Origin of the sequence: Acinetobacter sp. AYS6, from assembly GCF_025630795.1 — a bacterium.
Lineage (GTDB): Bacteria > Pseudomonadota > Gammaproteobacteria > Pseudomonadales > Moraxellaceae > Acinetobacter.
In genome coordinates, this window is sequence record NZ_JAOTNV010000004.1 from 538742 (window position 1) to 555501 (window position 16760).

The window sequence follows — 16760 nt, forward strand, 5'->3', positions numbered from 1 at the left end:
TCTATGATGCCAATTAATGCGTTATAGATAGCCATTACATACTACTCGTCTCTCGACCTGTTCGCGTCTTAATTTAAATAAACTTTTGGAGATGTGATGAGATTTCTTTCTGAGTCTGAATCTTCTGCTCTCATCAATCATGAACTGGCTTATGACGCCATTTACCAAGCTTTAATCGCTGCAACTCAAACAGACACTCAAAGTTTTCCTGTAGTTCATGGTCATGCGTCCGATAGCAAAAATACATTTAGTGTTAAATCATCGGCGACTCAGCACTTAGCTGGTCTTAAAGTTGGTTCTTTTTGGGAAGATAATCCTAAAAATGGTTTGCCGCGGCATAACGCACTCATTTTATTATTTAATCAGGCCAACGGAAAAATGACAGCAGCCATTGAAGCAGGCAAAGTCAACGCATTCCGTACAGCAGCGTCTAATGCAGTTGCGACTCACGTACTGGCAAGAAAAGATTCAAAAGTATTAGCCATATTTGGTACTGGAAATCAGGCTAAATATGAATGCGAGGCTTTAACAAAAATTAGAAATTTCGAGCAGATTTTGATAGTTGGACGCAACTCAAGTAAAGCTGAAAAAATGGCAGAAGCTCTAAAGCAATTAGAGATTGAAATTAAAATTACTGATGCAAAAGAAGCTTGTGGACAGGCTGATATTATTGTGACCGCAACCTCCTCCCACATTCCTCTTTTTAAAGCAGAATGGGTAAAAGCTGGCACGCATATTTCATCTATGGGTTCGGATAAACAAGGCAAACAAGAGCTTCCGCCAGAGTTATTTGAACATAGTGGTTTATTTTGTGATCTGAATAGCCAGTCTAAAGTCATTGGTGAATTCCAACACGCGCCCGAGTCTGCAATTTTAATAAATATCGGTGATGTGCTTTTAGCAAATGCTCAAGGAAGGCAGTCTCAGGAACAAATCACAATTTATGATAGTTCAGGGTTATCTATACAAGATTTATATATCGCTCAAAAAATTTTAGAAATTTCTTAATCTTTACATTTAACTGCATCATTCAGGCTGATGCAGTTAAATTAAAACATCTTTCTTTTTATAACGCTTAGCGAATTCTCTCTTAAAATCAGAATTAATCTTGAGTAAAAATTTTGGCAAAAGACGCTATATATTGCTCGGCCTTTGCCTCATAATTTTGAAAACCTGAATCAAAAATCCATCTTTCAATTTCAGATTTTTTGACTAAATTTTGCAAATGAAGCTGATGATGTTTGTCTAATTCTTCTTTTAAACTTCTTAGCATCAGTTCATTTAAACCAGCGGGAGGATTCAGACCTGTATCTAAAATACTCGGCGCAAATGCCACACTTTGTAGTTCCAGTTGATGCGCTGTTTTTACAGCAGTTTTTATCGCAGTCTCGATTCTTTCTATCGTGAAATCTTCTGGAGCCCCTATCCCGATAAGTAAAACATTAGAGGCTTGTATGCTTGATGGAGTTTGATTTATTAAAAGAACATCATTCAATTTCGCGCTGAACCAGTTATTTTTTCGTATTTCATTTAGCCTTCCATTTAGAGCTTCATCTAAATGTGCCAAACCGCCCGAAAAAGAACGGTTATTCATTTCATGTTCAAAAATACAAGCACAGGAAAGTTCAACCTCGGCCGAAGCACAGTCCCAAGTCACGAGTTCGATGTCTAGATTTTGGTAACTTCCAATTTTTGTTTGCTTTAAATCTGTGCTCATATTTTTCTCTTCTATTTTTACCATCCATATTTAAGCTCAAGGCCTAAATAGTTTGCATCTTTACCACCTGCTCTCTTAACTGTATCTCCGACTTCAAAGTGCACTCCTTCAGCAGCAACAGACAAGTTAGCATTTATTTTTTGATCTGCTCTCAGTTGAATATATGTCCCTGTCCAGCTTGAACCTTGCTCTGCTGTGTTTGCCATGCTGTTATTACCTTGGAAATAAACTGCATCATTGGTGGTTTCACGCCATTGAAAACCTAAGGCACTTAACAGAGTAAGTTTATCCGAAGGCTTAAGTGTCAGAGATGGTTTGATATGAATAATATTGCTGTAGCCACTATACCCTGCCAAAGTAAAGTATGAGCCGTTTGCAAAGAGCTGATTAAAGGTATTGAGCTCATTATCATTAGTGTTTTTATCGCCCGTGGCTATATCAAACTGGACGCCTAAACGCGGTGCCCAAGCTTGCTCAGCAAAGGTGTATCCTGTAATGCTACTGAGTCCCCATGCCTGAATAGTTTGTCCACCAATCCTTCCATGTTGAAACATACCTTCAACATCCCAATCGATATTATTCTTTTTACCCATATGGCGAAGGTCATATAAGTCTCGAATTTCATTCCCCTTAACGCTTGTAAAAGATGCATTATCACGTTCATAACGTGAGTAATAACCAGACAACTCACCTCCCCACACATTTTGTTTATCTACGCGAAAACCGCTAAAACTTAAATTACGTTTCGAGTGGTCATTAAAAGTTGAATCTTTTTCAATTTGAACAGGTCTGGTGAGATAGCCTAAAACTCTCCAATCATCATATTCATAACCCGACCAAATGCCATCAAAGGCTTGCCTAACGTTTGGCCCCTCGCGATTTGAAATAAAGCGTTGTAAGTCAAAAGCCATCTCTTGACGGCCCACTCTAAACTTAAAAGTTCCATTGTTGAAAGGACTCACCCAAGCAATAAAAGCTTGCTCTACATCAAGTCTATTCTGGTCGGTACTACTAATATTCTTTTTATCAAACGCTCGTGCATCACTGAGCTGAGTAAATAATTGTAAATGATCGCCAATACGTGCATCTGCATGAACTTGTAATCTTTGAATTAAATAGCGATCGGCTTGATTATTTCCGCTACCAAATCTCGCATTATTATTGACTTCAAAACGCTCACGAATATTTGCACCCAATGACAAATAATTATTATTGCCAAAGGGTATATATTTGAAATCATCGCCTATTTTCTTTGGTACACACGAGTTTTTTAAAACATCCCAATTTTCTTGCCAACGATTGGTTGAAATTTTTGGACGAGTTGGACATGCATTTATATTTGAAGCTTCATTTTCTGCATGAGCAAATTCATAAAGAAATAAACTCCTCGTAAGCAAGAAACTCATTTTTATAATTTTGAGATAATTTTCTGAGGTCTTAGTGCGATATTTTCTATCATTAGAAATAGGCTGGGCCATATAATTATCCACGGTAATAAACAGGTCATTGCAGAGACTTCGTCTTTTACGCTCACACCGCCCTTAGGCCATATGAGCATTGATTTCGAACAATCATTAAGACAATAAATTACTTTGTAGCAGCATGAATTTCGGCAATATAACCACCCGGGAACTGTACCATTGCCGCCTCACGACCCTCTGATTTATAGGTATTCACCAAGACTGTCACACCCGCTTTTGTCGCTTTATCTAAAGTCTCTGATAAATTTTTGACTTCATAACCCGTCATATCGTGCCCATATGGATATGGAAGATGACCATCAATAACCAATACTGTCATTTTGCCAAAATCAGATTCAACGCGAATACGTCTATACGTTTCATTTGGGCGTCCAATCTCTACACCAGCTGCTTTTGGATTATCTGAAACCACTTTGCCGTGTGAGAAATTAACGAACTTTTTAACGAATGAATCAGCGCTTTGTTTTGAAATATAAATACGATTTTCTGGCACAGTTTCTAGTTTGTTATAGCTCGGTTTAGTGGTGTGCCAATACAGCTGCATATTTACGCCACCCGGCCATTGAATGACTGCATCACGCCCGATTGGGTCAGGAAATGCATCAACAATCACATCTGCGCCGTTTGCTTTGGCAGCCTGTACTGCCGCATCCATGTCTTTGACTAAATAGCCTGTTCTTTCTAAACCAAAAGGATGTGGAATGGGAGTTTTAAAACCAAATACAGACAGTGTTCCTACCGGAGTCAATACAAGCTGGGAAATGGTTTGGCTTGGTGTTGGTGTCACCTGAAAAACGCCCTGTTTAGATTTAGTCCCGCCAAAAGTCGCGACTAAGCTGTCAGTAAATTTATCGACGTCTTCGGGGTTAACATACACATGCGTTGTATCGTATTGAGGAGCTACACCGGGCGCTTCACTTTTTACACTGGTTGTTGTTTTGGCTAAAACTTGAGGAACAATGGCAACATTTGTGCCCACTAGCATTGTGCTTAAAAGCAAGGCTGATAATGATTTACGCATAAAGACTCCTGTAAGAATTGAGTACTACAACTTATTGTGACTTTGTTTGTTGATTAGAAAGAATGGTGACCATTACTAGAGCGGCAATGAGACCGAGGTGTTCAAAGAAACTATTAAAGGTGCTAAAAAATGCTGGACCTGTGTGATTCCAAAAATCGTTGGCGACCAGCATCGCTATTGCGGTTAGACAGCCTAAAGCCCCAGCTCCTAACCAGACAAAACGATTAAAAATAACCAAGAGCGAACCCACAATTTCAATCAAAATTGCTGTAGATGCCCAGAGCCAAGCAGGCTGTAAACCAAAACTCGCCTGCTCCTCAATCGCCATATGAAATCCGATTAATTTATTAATTCCACCGACTAAATAGGCTGAAACTAATGCAAGTCGAAGAAGTGGCAGCAATCCATGAATTGATAAGATCTTTTTTATCCACACAGGATTATTATTAATTAAATCACTCATCTATTTACCTCATTGGTATTTCGATTTTTTAACAACCCTATAAAGTTATAAAAATATTAATATTTTCAAGAAATATGATTTTAATTTAGATATTTAAAATGATTATTTATATAACTCACCAAACAAATTAATTAGCAGACTATATAAAATCAAAAATAACTGTAAACTACTAGATATTCATTTAAATACAAACTGTATCCCTAAAAGATACAATGATTGATAAGTAGAACATCATAATATAGTTTAGCGACACGCCAATTTAGCCTTTCAAAATTTAATGGATAAACTAGACTGTATTAATACTTTCATTAGTGTCGTAGAAAATGGAAATTTTAGTAATGCCTCTAGAAAATTAGGTATTACTAGAGATCAAGTTTCTAAAAGAATCTTTTATTTAGAAAGTCTATTTAGTACATCATTGTTTACGCGTAATACCAGAAAGATGGACCTTACCCGTTCGGGAGAAAAGTTCTATCAACGCTGCAAAGTCATTGTTAAAGAATTAGATTTAGCAGCCAATGACTTCATCTACGATCAAAAGTATCCTGAAGGTATATTAAAAATTAGTGTTCCTCATGCTTTTGTACAAACATGCTTTTCAGAGATTATTTCCAATTTTTTAATTCAATACCCTAACATCGAAATTGATCTTTTATTTTCAGAAAATTCAATAGATATTAATGAAAATAAATTTGATATTATTTTAAAAATTGATGAAGAAATTAAAGAGCAAGATATCTTTTTACTAGAGACTTATAAAAGAAATTTTTATGCAACGACTGCATTTTTAAATAAATATGGAAAACCTAAAAATATAGAAGAATTAAGAAAATATAATATATCACTATATTCAAGATCGGATTTAAAAAATAATTTTATTGATTCAATCCCTCAACTCATTTGCAATAATATAGAAATTCTTTTAGATTTTTGCCAAAAGAACCAAAGTCTTTTATTTATTCCCGATTTTTTAGCAAAAAGATATGAAGATGCAGGCATTATTATTAATTGCTCACAGGACATCTTTTCATCAACGGTTCATTTTTATGCAACCACACCCTATGGATCAAAAATTCCAAAAAAGGTTCAGCTTTTCTTAGACTCATTAAAGCAGCATTTTCAGTCTATTACTGAACCTTTATAGATTAGGACTTTTCGATCTCATAGAGTTATTTATTTTCATTCGCCACAAACCAACCCCACCAAAAAACAATCCAGTACCTTTTCCCGCTCGATTGCCATCTCCGAGCTTAAAAGCTGAATAATTGTGCCTTCAATCATATATAAAAATAGCTTGGCATCATGAAACGAAGCATCGTTTTTTATTTTTATGAGTTGGCTATAAATTTCATTGATGAGCCACGTTCTATATCTAACCGCGGTTTGATAGGCTTTTGGATAGCCTAGTTTCGTTTCAAAAATGGCTTTAAATAACAAATAGTAAAGACCCTCTAAATTTGTATGTAAGTAATAAAACGCTTTGAGTTTATCAATCGCGCTTGGGTAGTGGATGTGCTCAGTAATTGAAATCACTTTTTGTTTTAGGCGCTCTTTTTGCACGGTTAAGCAGATATCAATCAACCGCTCTTTTGAGTGAAAGTAATTATAAAAAGTCGCTTTGGGCATTTCACATTCTTTAATAATTCTATTGACCCCAACCGTATGAAACCCGTGATGATGGAACAGATCAATTGACTTATTTATAGCTTGGATAGCACGTGAAGAGAGAACTAAATTTGGCATAGTTTTACCGTTATAAATTCTTGTTGTTTCTAAAAGAGATACTTTTTTGGGAGAAAAAAGGCATAGCAAAGCCGTAAAGACTGTGCTTGGCACATCTCAAGTTTTATTGTGGATGCAAATTTTTTGAGCAGTAATGACTTAAAGCCTGAGAACCTTTTGGCTATCAAGCTGCTTTAATTTTTAAGTTGTGTCGTTATAGCTTTCGGCAAAGGCTGCCAAGAAATTAAGAATGTCCAAAGCCAACTCCTTTTTATTGGGAGTTCTGCCAGACATTAAAATTATGGTGGCAGAACGGAAGAAGGTTGACAGACTAGCAATAACTCAAACTAGCACACCCGAAGGTGTCCCTCTCCCGTCCTACCGCTACGGGAGGGAACGAGTGGTCCACCACACACAAAACTATTCCTCAGAAGGAAAAGCTCTGATGCGGGAGTTATTATTCAGCCTGTCAAAGCCGGCTGGCAATGTAGGCCAGCAGGCAAAGGATAGTTCCCAACACTGTTGCAGTCAAGCACACAAAATGACATTTGCTTTAAAATAGATCATTAAAAAGCAAGGTTAAATAATCAATAAGTTATTGTTAAATTGGGGTTTATAAAGGTGGGGAATTTTTAGAGGTATAGGGGTTTTGGAAAGTAAAAATGCGCTAGTGTGGCTTTCACCACCTGCACTTTATTATTAAAGCTATTGTTCAACTGAGTATTTGCAATGTGCCCTAACGCGATGACGGTTTTCTATTTTTCAGAAGAACTCTATCCTGCCGCATTAAAGCTCCTATGTTGATAAATTAATTTAACTTATCAATTTTAAAAATTTTACCAGTTGAAGTACTTTGAAAACACATTTCAAAACTCGGACGTATGTCTTCGCCTTCAACTGTAATGTATTTTAAATTTGAAAAACATTGAGTATTCGCAAAATGATGATCTACTGTTGCCTGAATGACATATTTAGTTCCAAACTGGTCTTTAACACTAATATCTTGTTTAAGCATTCTAATATCCTAATAAAATTATGGCAGAAATAATGGATCTACCTAAATATCCAATAACAAATTGAGTTTTTAACTAACTCTATAATCTAATTTAAATAGTTGATTTATAGAGGCATAAAATGTACGCCCATCTAAATTTAAATCAACTTCCACTCCAGAAGAAAGGAGAACTCTCTTACCAACTTCAACAGTTTTAAAACCATCACGTGTATTTTGTATTCTATTTAGAGGAATTAAAGACACTAAAATTTCTGTACCATTTTTAGATTTTGCAATTAAATCATTTATTTTTAACAATTTATATCCTAAATTAAATTTATTTATAATCTTAAAACAACTTTAAAATTAATTTGAAAATAAAAGCACTCATCAGTGCTTTTATTTATTCATGCTTATAATTATTTATAGAGCAACAATATTTACAGCATTTGGGCCTTTTTGGCCTTGTGCAACACTGAATTCAACACGTTGACCTTCAGCAAGCGTTCTGAAACCTGAGTTAGCGATTTCGCTAAAATGAGCAAAAACGTCTGGTCCTGATTCTGGTTGGATAAAACCGAAACCTTTAGCTTCGTTAAACCACTTAACAGTACCTTTCATGATATTTGAATTAGACATAATAAATCCTATTTTTTTAAAATTTAAACCATTTTATTGGTTAGCTATAACATCGAAATAATAAAGAATGGAGCTGAAAATCTAAAAAAAACGAAGAATTATGACTAATACTGCGGTACTTAGAGAAGTTTTTACCAAACATGACTTTTTCTAGTTATATTCATTATATATGAAAAATAAAATTAATCAAGTTTTCTAATATATATATTTATTTTATTTATAAAAAAGGTGTTGTTCTGGTTCTTAAGTGTTTATAAGGGGGTGTGCTCAATGCGAGCATTCTTTTGGCGTATCCCTTCGCTTATCTTTATAGATAATGAGATGAACAGGCATAAAAAAAGACCTATAAGCTATTAAATTGCTTATAAGTCTTTATAAATCTTGGTAGGTATATCCAGACTCGAACTGGAGACCTCTACGATGTCAACGTAGCGCTCTAACCAACTGAGCTATACACCTAGAATGGAAAGCATCATATTCATTTTTCAAAAGCAAAACAAGTGATTTTCAATTGAAAAAAATACAAATGAGCAGACTTTAAGCAAACTTTTTTCATTTTCTAAAAAAGAAAAACGGTACATGGTTTAACCACATACCGTTTTGTTTAGCTGAATATCAAGCTCAACTTAACAAGGACATTTCTTTAAAGTGCCGCCTGCTGTTGGATAACGCGCATCGACACAATAACGATAGAAAGTCTTTGCATCCATTGGTGTTAAATCAGGATGATGCGCTTTCATGTGTTCCAAATAAGTTTGGTAATCTGGCACACCAACCATGAGTCGAAAGCTTTGCTGCAAACGCTGCCACAGTGTTGCAATGCGTGACCAGTTCTTTGGAGACAACAACAGCTCTTTTTGCGAGAGCACCGTCATTTTGATGATTTTCGCAATAATGACAGTTCCATTTTTTGCAAATTTAAAATTCATCTTTACTCTCCTCGAGTGGTAACCACTTTAGGATCGGCATATACCGCAGGCGCTTCGTTTACAGTCGGTGTCCGACTTGCTAAAGCACGGCGCACAATACCAATTGAAGCAATAATCATGACAATCGATACAATCATAAAGAAGCCACAAAGCGCAGCATTAATCTGATTCGACATCACAATGTTTTGCATCTCAGCAATAGTTTTGGCTGGTTTTAATATTTCCCCACGAGCAATCGCATCTGAAAATCTATTTGCTTGCGCCAAGAATCCAATCTTTGGATTTTCGTGGAAAATCTTTTGCCAACCCGCAGTCATACAAGTCACGAATAAGAAAATTGTTGGGACGATTGTTACCCATACATATTTTTCTTTTTTCATTTTAAACAAAATGACTGTACCCAAAATGAGTGCCATTGAAGCCAGCATCTGGTTACCAACACCAAATAAAGGCCAGAGTGAATTGACACCACCGAGTGGATCAATCACACCTTGATAGACGAAGAAACCCCATCCACCCACTGCAACCGCAGTACCCACTAAGTTACCCAAGAATGAACCAGAAGATTTAACCGCAGGAATAACAATACCCACTGTGTCTTGCACCATGAAACGACAAGCACGTGTACCCGCATCTACAGCAGTTAAAATGAATAACGCTTCAAACAAAATAGCAAAGTGATACCAGAACGCCATCATTGAACGGCTATTGAAAATTTCCGAAATGATGTGTGCCATACCAATCGCAAAGGTAGGTGCTCCACCTGTACGCGATAAAATCGAAGATTCTCCGACTTCCTGTGCCAACACCGTCAACATTTCAGGAGTAACCACAAAACCTAAATTACGAACAGCTTCTGCCGCAGTTTCTACAGTCGTACCAAGTACAGCCGCAGGTGCATTAATTGCAAAGTACACGCCTGGGTCTAAGACAGTTGCACAGATCATCGCCATAATACCGACGAAAGATTCCATGAGCATGCCGCCATAACCAATCACACGAATATCAGCTTCGTTATCAATAAGTTTTGGTGTTGTACCACTGGATACAAGCGCATGGAAACCAGAAATCGCACCACAGGCAATGGTAATAAATAGGAATGGAAATAAACTTCCTGAGAAAACAGGACCAGTACCATCAATAAAGTGGGTCACTGCTGGCATTTTCAATTCAGGTAAAGCAATGATAATACCGACTGCTAAACCGAGAATGACACCAATTTTAAGGAAAGTTGATAGGTAATCACGTGGTGCTAACAGTAACCAGACTGGCAATACTGAGGCAATAAAACCATAAATGATTAAACACCAAGTGAGCTGTGTTCCCGTTAAAGTGAAAAATTCACCCCAGTAAGGATCTGCTGCAACATGTCCACCATAGACAATCGCAAGCATCATTAACACGAAGCCAATAATAGAAACTTCAGCAATACGTCCTGGGCGAATAAATCGCATATAGACGCCCATAAATAATGCAATTGGAATAGTGGCTGCAATTGTAAAAACACCCCATGGGCTATGGGCAAGTGCTTTAACCACAACTAAAGCCAATACTGCAAGGATAATAATCATTACCCCAAGTGCACCAAGCATTACAACGATTCCGGCAAAAGAACCTAATTCCTGTTTTGCCATTTCACCAAGCGACCGACCGTCTCGGCGCGTTGAAATAAATAAAACTAAAAAGTCTTGTACTGCCCCCGCGACAACCACACCAACCAGTAGCCAGATTGTCCCCGGTAAAAAACCCATTTGTGCCGCTAAAATTGGCCCGACTAATGGCCCCGCTCCGGCAATTGCAGCAAAGTGGTGACCAAAAAGTACATATTTATTGGTGGGTACATAATCCAGACCATCGGCTAAACGATGTGCTGGGGTTAAACGTCTTGGGTTTAATTCAAATACTTTAGTTGCAATAAATAGACTATAAAATCGATATGCGATGCTATATACACATGCTGCAGCGAGTACAAGCCAAACCGCATTGACATGTTCACCACGACTGAGTGCCAGCATCCCAAAAGAAATCGCACCTATAATTGCCACTAGGCTCCAGACCAGCTTGGAGGGAAGCGTAGATTTCGCTTGCATTGTGTCCATTCTTAACCTCTCAATAAATAACTACAGCATTTTTATATTGTTATGTACTGTTCCTATCAAATCCTTGTGACTGTACTCCTCCTTTCGTTTTTTTCCTCTTATACTTTCGCATAAAAAAAGGGATGATTGACATCATCCCTTCGATAATAGTTTATTTTTTAACTATTATGCACGCTCTAAATAATCGCCAGTACGAGTATCTACACGAACGCTTTCTTCTTGCTGAACAAATAACGGAACACGAACAACCGCACCTGTTTCAAGCTTAGCAGGTTTACCGCCACCGCCAGATGTATCACCACGTACGCCCGGATCAGTTTCAACAATTTTTAATACAACGAAGTTCGGTGGGTTTACAGTTAAAGGTACGCCGTTGAACAACATAATCGTACATTTTTCATTTGAATCGTCTTTTAACCATTTTGCAGCATCGCCCATTGCAGTTTTGTCTGCAGCGATTTGCTCAAAAGATACAGGATCCATGAAATTCCACATTTCACCATCGTTGTATAGGTATTCCATTTCAACTTCAACAATATCAGCAGCTTCTAAAGAGTCACCTGATTTGAAAGTTTTTTCTAATACTTTACCGGTTTTAAGGTTACGTAGTTTTACACGGTTGAACGCTTGACCTTTACCTGGTTTTACATATTCGTTTTCCATGATTGAACATGGGTTACCATCAAGCATAACCTTAAGGCCTGCTTTAAAATCATTTGTAGAATAATAGGCCATGAAAGGCACACTCCAAACTTAACAAGTCAACTATGCGATATAATGCGTTGTTGCATTATCTTAATCGTGTCAAATGATAAACTATTTATACCAAGAGCAAAACTGGCAATCACAACTGAGTGACCTTATTACTGATCCTTCTGAATTGCTAAGCCTACTCGAGTTATCCTCAGAGCAGCTATTATCGGGTGCGATTCTGGCTTCTGAACAGTTTAAATTACGTGTTCCTCGTGCGTTCGTCGGAAAAATGAACACACAAAACCCTTTTGACCCGCTTTTGCTACAAGTTTTACCTCATCATTTAGAACTTGAAGAACATCCTGAATTTGTCACTGACCCATTAGGCGAAGAAGCAGCAAATCAATTACCCGGTGTATTACATAAATATAAATCGCGCTTTTTACTGACTTTGACCGGTGCCTGTGCCGTACATTGCCGTTATTGCTTCCGTCGTCATTTTCCCTATCAAGAAAATTTGCCAAAAAATGAAGATTGGCTAAATATTAAAAATTATATCGAAGCGAACCCGCACATTAATGAAATCATTTTGAGTGGTGGAGACCCCCTTACGCTTTCTAATCGTAAATTAGCACTTTGGCTAGAACGTTTATCATCTCTCAAACAAATTAAGATTCTGAGAATTCATTCACGGGTTCCAATTGTGATTCCAAACCGGATCGACGAAGAGCTGATTTCTTTATTAAAAAACAGTAGGCTGCGTATTATTCTGGTGGTACACTCAAATCACGCTTCTGAACTCGATGACTTTACCTGTTCAAAATTGTTGCAGTTATCTGCCGAGCACATTACTGTACTGAATCAGGCAGTATTGCTTAAAGGTGTGAATGATTCTGCACAAACATTAATTGATTTAAGTTATCGTTTATTTGAAGCTCGCGTTATGCCTTATTACTTACATGTTTTAGATAAAGTAAAAGGTGCACAACATTTTGATTTAGAATCATCTGAGATAGATGATATATATCGTGATGTGTTAGCGAACCTACCGGGGTATTTGGTTCCTAAACTCGTCAGGGAAATTGCGGGCGAAAAGAATAAAACACCGCTTTTTGGGGCTACAACATTTTGAGTTATATAATAAGTGATGATGAATAATGCACTGTCGGACATTTTTCACAATCAAACCGAACTCACTCGTGAGCGGTTAAGCTTTTGTGAAGCCAATATTAAAGATCTTAATGAATGGGTCACTACCCTTTCTATTATGCAACTCGGCGATACCTCAAAAGCATTATTCACCGCTATTTTAGAGCTCAATGAATTAAAATGTAGTGAAACCTTACGTTTTGATCTCATTCAAACGCTTCACCCCACCATTAATAATGTTCTTTCAAGTCTAGAAAAAAACTTTTTTAACCAAGGTGTTATTAGTACAGACCGTAATGAACATATTATTGAGTTAGCGATGTTGCTGCGTTGCTATTTCGCCAGTATTTATTTAAATATTGCGCAAAATAGCCATGAGCAATTACAGCATCAAAAGTTTTCTTTATTTGCCTATAGACAAAAAAAGAATTTACAAACGGCACGTACTCTATCAACTTTCCATGCCCTACAACAATTAACCAGTCTCTTATATCAGCAGCATATGCTCTATAGTGAACCGGTTAAAGGGCAATGGTTAATTGCGCATCAACTCTACGAAACCGCAGTTCAACATAAATATCATCTGGTAAATATTAACCACATTCAGGGTGTACATCATCCCCTAGCAAATATTACTCAAGCATATGCACAGCTAATTTTGCTCGATATTTTAAATACGAACCAGATTCGTCAGTCAGAAATTCAGGCTTTATTTCAATGTAGTTTTGACTGGGCAAGAATGATTCATATCTTGCCAAAAGATACAGCTTTAACAAAATATGTGGTCGACCCAAATAAAGACCATCCGCCGGTTTATAACACCAAACGTAGCTCTAACTTTAGCCCAAGCATTTTTATAGGCACACAGGCTTTACTTGAGCATGTCACTGCAACCATGCATAAAAATGCACAATATATTTCCAAGAATGAAAAGTTTTATTTAAGCCCTGCTTTAAAATTTCATGTTCAAACAATTTTAGGTACGACCGCTCAACGTCGTCATGAGCGTTATGAATATAATGCAGAGCTACAAATTTGTTTCGGTTTAAGCACGGCCCACTTCTATCTTTCAAAAGCAAAAAACTTTGAAGAAACCTTACATCTTAATAATAACTACAACTTACAAAGTGAGTCTAAAGTCCTATCCAATTTAGAGAAAAAAGAACAACAAACGACATCCTATCAACGCTTAAGTCGTGAAACTAAAACTATTTATCAAACGACTGTTCTTGATATTAGTGTCAATGGATATCGTATTAAATGGTCTGGGGAAGCACCGAAAAATCTAAGAACCGGTGAATATATTTTAGTTAAAGAAACCCTGCATGGACAATGGCGTGGTGGCGTAATCCGCTGGATTAAGCAGTCGACAGAAAAATCATTAGAGTTAGGTCTAGAGATTTTGTCACAGGCCATGTTCCCTTGTGCAGTGCATATTCAAGCCGAGCGTCATACGCGTAATTATCATCCTGCACTATTACTACAAACACAAAACCTAGAAGAAATACAAAACACACTAATTTTACCGGGGTCACAAATTTTTAGAGAGCAACAAACAATTCATTTACGATTGGGGACAGAAGAAATCAAAGTGTATCTACTCAAAGCACAACTCATTACTCAAAGTTTTATTCAATTTCATTTCGAACTTCTGAATGAGCAGCAACAAAATCTGCTTGATCAATTCATGATGAAAAAGAATAGCAACTCTAGCAGTCAAGATTTATGGGAAGCACTAAAGTGAGAAACTCTTTATTATCTAAAAAGTTAAAACGTACTGAAACACGTTTACTCATTATTGATGACAACCAGCTACGTTATAACCAGATTTTAAATTTATTATTGGGGAATAATTATCAAGTCCACGCTTTACTACTTGATGATCTAAAAAGTTTCGAAAAACAGTTAAATACGCCTTGGGATGCTATTATTTTTGGTCGTGCTTATGACCTAAAAATTGAACAAACCCTCTCCCTTATTCAAGCATCTGAGCAGCCACATTTACCTGTTTTATTATTGCAACCTGAAGATTATCAACCTCAGCAATATCAAGCGTACATTCATAAAGGTATTTATGATGTAGTTCCATTAGAACCACTAGATTATTTTTATATCACGCTTATTCGGACCTTGTCGTATAGCCACTTATTGCAGACCGAACAACGTCTGACCAATGAACTAGAGACTATTCATTCTCATACACAAACATTGGTCAATAACAGTCATAAAGCAGTTGCCCTTTTTCAAGAAGGTATGCACGTTAAGGCAAACACAGAATATCTCAACCTTTTTGGCTTTAAACAAGAAGAAGAGATTATTGGCCTGCCTATTTTAGATGTGTTACAACCCAATGATTTAAATATTTTTAAACAAAGATTTAAGAAAATTTCATTAGGTCAATTTGATCAGGCACGTTTTGAAATCCAGAGTCAACATGCGGCCATTTCAGGCAATAATGCTTTAAAACTTGAATTTATTCCAAGTCAGGAAGAAGATGCCGTACAGTTAACCATTGACTATCAACTGGATTTACAAGCACCTGCAAATACAGTTTTTTCTGAAAAGGGTTACGGATCCGTTACGCCTTGGCAACAGATTAATCGACAGCTATCAACCCACCCTGCTCAAGCGAATGCATTGGTTTTATTTAGATTAAGTCAGTGCCCAGAACGTGTATTTCAACTCGATTGGCAAACGCCTGCACAATATTTTAATCAGCTGCAAAGTTTCCTGAAAGAACAAACGCAAATGCCGATTTTTAATCTTGAACTTGGGGCATATCTTGGGGTTTTGCAAGCCGAAAACAGTACAGTCCTTAACTCCCAATTGGCTAGTCTGCAAAGTTTGCAAAAAGAGCATTTATTAACGATTGATGAGCTTAATTACTCAGTACAATTCAAACTCAGTTATGCTGAAATTAGTGAACCTTTAAATGAAGCTAGCTTTGCAGAGCTTCTTGATCAAACGAATCAGCAAGAGCTACCTAAGGCGAAATCAGAAATTGAGTTAGTACCAACCATCGATATTATTTCTTCTGAACCGACCAACTCATCTATCTCGCTTGATCTTACCCTTCAACATGTCGATGCTCCTGTGCAATCATCGCTATTGCAGCAGTTAAAGCAACAGCTAGCTCGGGGTGAAATTCATTTAAAATATCAGCAGATTTATGATAAGCATGATCAAGACACTCATAACTATGAAGTAACTAGTGGCTTTATTGCAGATGAACAATGGCATGATTTAAACGATTTAGCTGCATTAAGAGATGATAGTGAACTTTCAATTCAATTAGACCGTTGGGTTTTGGTAGAGGCTTGCAAGCAACTACATAATTTCATTACGCAGTACCCGAAAGCTAAACTCATTATTAACTTGAATATTGATATCTTACTCAAAGATAAAACATTCCCTGAGCTCATTTCGAAATTACTCACTATTATTGGGAGTAAGCAAGAAAGCCCGTTGATTTTGCAATTTTCAGAGCAGGCGATTCAGCCACATCTTTCAATTGTTCAGCAACACATAACCCGCCTACGTCAACACGGTGCGGAAATTTCAATTCGAGATTTCACCTCTTCACTTTATAGCGAATCGATATTGCAACAGCTTGATGTTCAATATTTAAAATTGCAATTGAAGAAGACAGAGCTATTAAACTCAGAAGATGGGTTAGCGCAACTACAAGAAAAGATTTTGAACTATCTGGCTGTAAAACCTGTAGGGATTTTACTTGCTGATCTTAATGATATGAACTTATTTGCTAACGCTTGGAATGTGGAAGCACGTTTCTTACAAGGTCGTTATTTCCAGAAAAGACTTGATCGATTAACAGACGTACAAGACCAATAAT

At 37.0% G+C, this 16760-nt stretch carries 16 protein-coding genes and 1 tRNA gene; 5 read left to right on the forward strand and 12 right to left on the reverse strand.

The annotated features are described in order from the left end of the window. The first annotated feature begins 96 nt into the window (after nt 1-96). Nucleotides 97-1008, forward strand: a complete 912-nt coding sequence (locus OD757_RS03375; RefSeq protein WP_263030858.1) for an ornithine cyclodeaminase family protein — start codon at nt 97-99, stop codon at nt 1006-1008. A 94-nt stretch (nt 1009-1102) separates the two neighbouring features. Here the strand turns inward: OD757_RS03375 and OD757_RS03380 are convergent, their stop codons facing one another. The 4 genes from OD757_RS03380 to OD757_RS03395 form a co-directional block, all read right to left on the reverse strand. After that, the gene (locus tag OD757_RS03380; protein ID WP_263030859.1) at nt 1103-1717 is read right to left on the reverse strand and encodes a M17 family peptidase N-terminal domain-containing protein; all 615 of its coding nucleotides are present in this window, start codon (nt 1715-1717) and stop codon (nt 1103-1105) included. A 17-nt stretch (nt 1718-1734) separates the two neighbouring features. Further along, entirely contained in the window at nt 1735-3195 is a 1461-nt protein-coding gene (locus OD757_RS03385) for an alginate export family protein (RefSeq protein ID WP_263030860.1), read from the reverse strand. 109 nt (nt 3196-3304) lie between these two features. Next, nucleotides 3305-4219: a VOC family protein gene (locus OD757_RS03390; RefSeq protein ID WP_263030861.1), complete on the reverse strand. Its 915-nt coding sequence runs from the start codon at nt 4217-4219 to the stop codon at nt 3305-3307. 31 nt (nt 4220-4250) lie between these two features. Beyond that, nucleotides 4251-4682 (reverse strand): DoxX family protein, encoded by a 432-nt coding sequence (locus tag OD757_RS03395; protein ID WP_263030862.1) that lies wholly within the window; start codon nt 4680-4682, stop codon nt 4251-4253. Nucleotides 4683-4959: 277 nt separating this feature from the next. On the opposite strand from OD757_RS03395, the gene OD757_RS03400 reads away from it, so the two are divergent. Next, nucleotides 4960-5826: a LysR family transcriptional regulator gene (locus tag OD757_RS03400; RefSeq protein ID WP_263030863.1), complete on the forward strand. Its 867-nt coding sequence runs from the start codon at nt 4960-4962 to the stop codon at nt 5824-5826. Between the two features lie 35 nt (nt 5827-5861). Here the strand turns inward: OD757_RS03400 and OD757_RS03405 are convergent, their stop codons facing one another. The 8 genes from OD757_RS03405 to efp form a co-directional block, all read right to left on the reverse strand. After that, nucleotides 5862-6425 carry a TetR/AcrR family transcriptional regulator gene (locus tag OD757_RS03405; protein WP_263030864.1) on the reverse strand — a complete coding sequence of 188 codons (564 nt, stop codon included), beginning with the start codon at nt 6423-6425 and terminating at the stop codon, nt 5862-5864. A 787-nt stretch (nt 6426-7212) separates the two neighbouring features. Then, nucleotides 7213-7419 carry a hypothetical protein gene (locus OD757_RS03415; protein WP_263030865.1) on the reverse strand — a complete coding sequence of 69 codons (207 nt, stop codon included), beginning with the start codon at nt 7417-7419 and terminating at the stop codon, nt 7213-7215. A 69-nt stretch (nt 7420-7488) separates the two neighbouring features. After that, the gene (locus OD757_RS03420) at nt 7489-7716 is read right to left on the reverse strand and encodes a hypothetical protein (RefSeq protein ID WP_009386874.1); all 228 of its coding nucleotides are present in this window, start codon (nt 7714-7716) and stop codon (nt 7489-7491) included. A gap of 105 nt (nt 7717-7821) precedes the next feature. After that, nucleotides 7822-8037 carry a cold-shock protein gene (locus OD757_RS03425; RefSeq protein ID WP_003650532.1) on the reverse strand — a complete coding sequence of 72 codons (216 nt, stop codon included), beginning with the start codon at nt 8035-8037 and terminating at the stop codon, nt 7822-7824. A 382-nt stretch (nt 8038-8419) separates the two neighbouring features. Then, nucleotides 8420-8496: transfer RNA gene (locus OD757_RS03430), tRNA-Val, on the reverse strand. A gap of 167 nt (nt 8497-8663) precedes the next feature. Next, nucleotides 8664-8966, reverse strand: coding sequence for a YbdD/YjiX family protein (locus tag OD757_RS03435; RefSeq protein ID WP_009393620.1), 303 nt, complete (start codon nt 8964-8966; stop codon nt 8664-8666). A gap of 2 nt (nt 8967-8968) precedes the next feature. Further along, nucleotides 8969-11065 (reverse strand): carbon starvation CstA family protein, encoded by a 2097-nt coding sequence (locus OD757_RS03440; protein ID WP_263030866.1) that lies wholly within the window; start codon nt 11063-11065, stop codon nt 8969-8971. A 165-nt stretch (nt 11066-11230) separates the two neighbouring features. Beyond that, on the reverse strand, nt 11231-11800 hold the full coding sequence (gene efp, locus OD757_RS03445; protein WP_004790907.1) for an elongation factor P: 570 nt from the start codon (nt 11798-11800) through the stop codon (nt 11231-11233). A 73-nt stretch (nt 11801-11873) separates the two neighbouring features. On the opposite strand from efp, the gene epmB reads away from it, so the two are divergent. The 3 genes from epmB to OD757_RS03460 are packed head-to-tail and all read left to right on the forward strand — an operon-like array spanning nt 11874 to nt 16759. Beyond that, complete coding sequence (gene epmB, locus OD757_RS03450) at nt 11874-12890, forward strand: EF-P beta-lysylation protein EpmB (RefSeq protein ID WP_009393625.1); 1017 nt, start codon at nt 11874-11876, stop codon at nt 12888-12890. A gap of 15 nt (nt 12891-12905) precedes the next feature. Further along, nucleotides 12906-14651, forward strand: coding sequence for a hypothetical protein (locus tag OD757_RS03455; RefSeq protein ID WP_009393472.1), 1746 nt, complete (start codon nt 12906-12908; stop codon nt 14649-14651). Further along, nucleotides 14648-16759: an EAL domain-containing protein gene (locus OD757_RS03460; RefSeq protein WP_263030867.1), complete on the forward strand. Its 2112-nt coding sequence runs from the start codon at nt 14648-14650 to the stop codon at nt 16757-16759. The genes OD757_RS03455 and OD757_RS03460 overlap by 4 nt, the downstream gene beginning before the upstream one ends. Nucleotide 16760 lies beyond the last annotated feature (1 nt).

Excerpts from the sequence above, each read along its gene's own strand:
- OD757_RS03375 (WP_263030858.1), top strand. The coding sequence starts at position 97 with ATGAGATTTCTTTCTGAGTCTGAATCTTCTGCTCTCATCAATCATGAA.
- OD757_RS03380 (WP_263030859.1), bottom strand. The coding sequence starts at position 1,717 with ATGAGCACAGATTTAAAGCAAACAAAAATTGGAAGTTACCAAAATCTA.
- OD757_RS03385 (WP_263030860.1), bottom strand. The coding sequence starts at position 3,195 with ATGGCCCAGCCTATTTCTAATGATAGAAAATATCGCACTAAGACCTCA.
- OD757_RS03390 (WP_263030861.1), bottom strand. The coding sequence starts at position 4,219 with ATGCGTAAATCATTATCAGCCTTGCTTTTAAGCACAATGCTAGTGGGC.
- OD757_RS03395 (WP_263030862.1), bottom strand. The coding sequence starts at position 4,682 with ATGAGTGATTTAATTAATAATAATCCTGTGTGGATAAAAAAGATCTTA.
- OD757_RS03400 (WP_263030863.1), top strand. The coding sequence starts at position 4,960 with ATGGATAAACTAGACTGTATTAATACTTTCATTAGTGTCGTAGAAAAT.
- OD757_RS03405 (WP_263030864.1), bottom strand. The coding sequence starts at position 6,425 with ATGCCAAATTTAGTTCTCTCTTCACGTGCTATCCAAGCTATAAATAAG.
- OD757_RS03415 (WP_263030865.1), bottom strand. The coding sequence starts at position 7,419 with ATGCTTAAACAAGATATTAGTGTTAAAGACCAGTTTGGAACTAAATAT.
- OD757_RS03425 (WP_003650532.1), bottom strand. The coding sequence starts at position 8,037 with ATGTCTAATTCAAATATCATGAAAGGTACTGTTAAGTGGTTTAACGAA.
- OD757_RS03435 (WP_009393620.1), bottom strand. The coding sequence starts at position 8,966 with ATGAATTTTAAATTTGCAAAAAATGGAACTGTCATTATTGCGAAAATC.
- OD757_RS03440 (WP_263030866.1), bottom strand. The coding sequence starts at position 11,065 with ATGGACACAATGCAAGCGAAATCTACGCTTCCCTCCAAGCTGGTCTGG.
- efp (WP_004790907.1), bottom strand. The coding sequence starts at position 11,800 with ATGGCCTATTATTCTACAAATGATTTTAAAGCAGGCCTTAAGGTTATG.
- epmB (WP_009393625.1), top strand. The coding sequence starts at position 11,874 with ATGATAAACTATTTATACCAAGAGCAAAACTGGCAATCACAACTGAGT.
- OD757_RS03455 (WP_009393472.1), top strand. The coding sequence starts at position 12,906 with ATGATGAATAATGCACTGTCGGACATTTTTCACAATCAAACCGAACTC.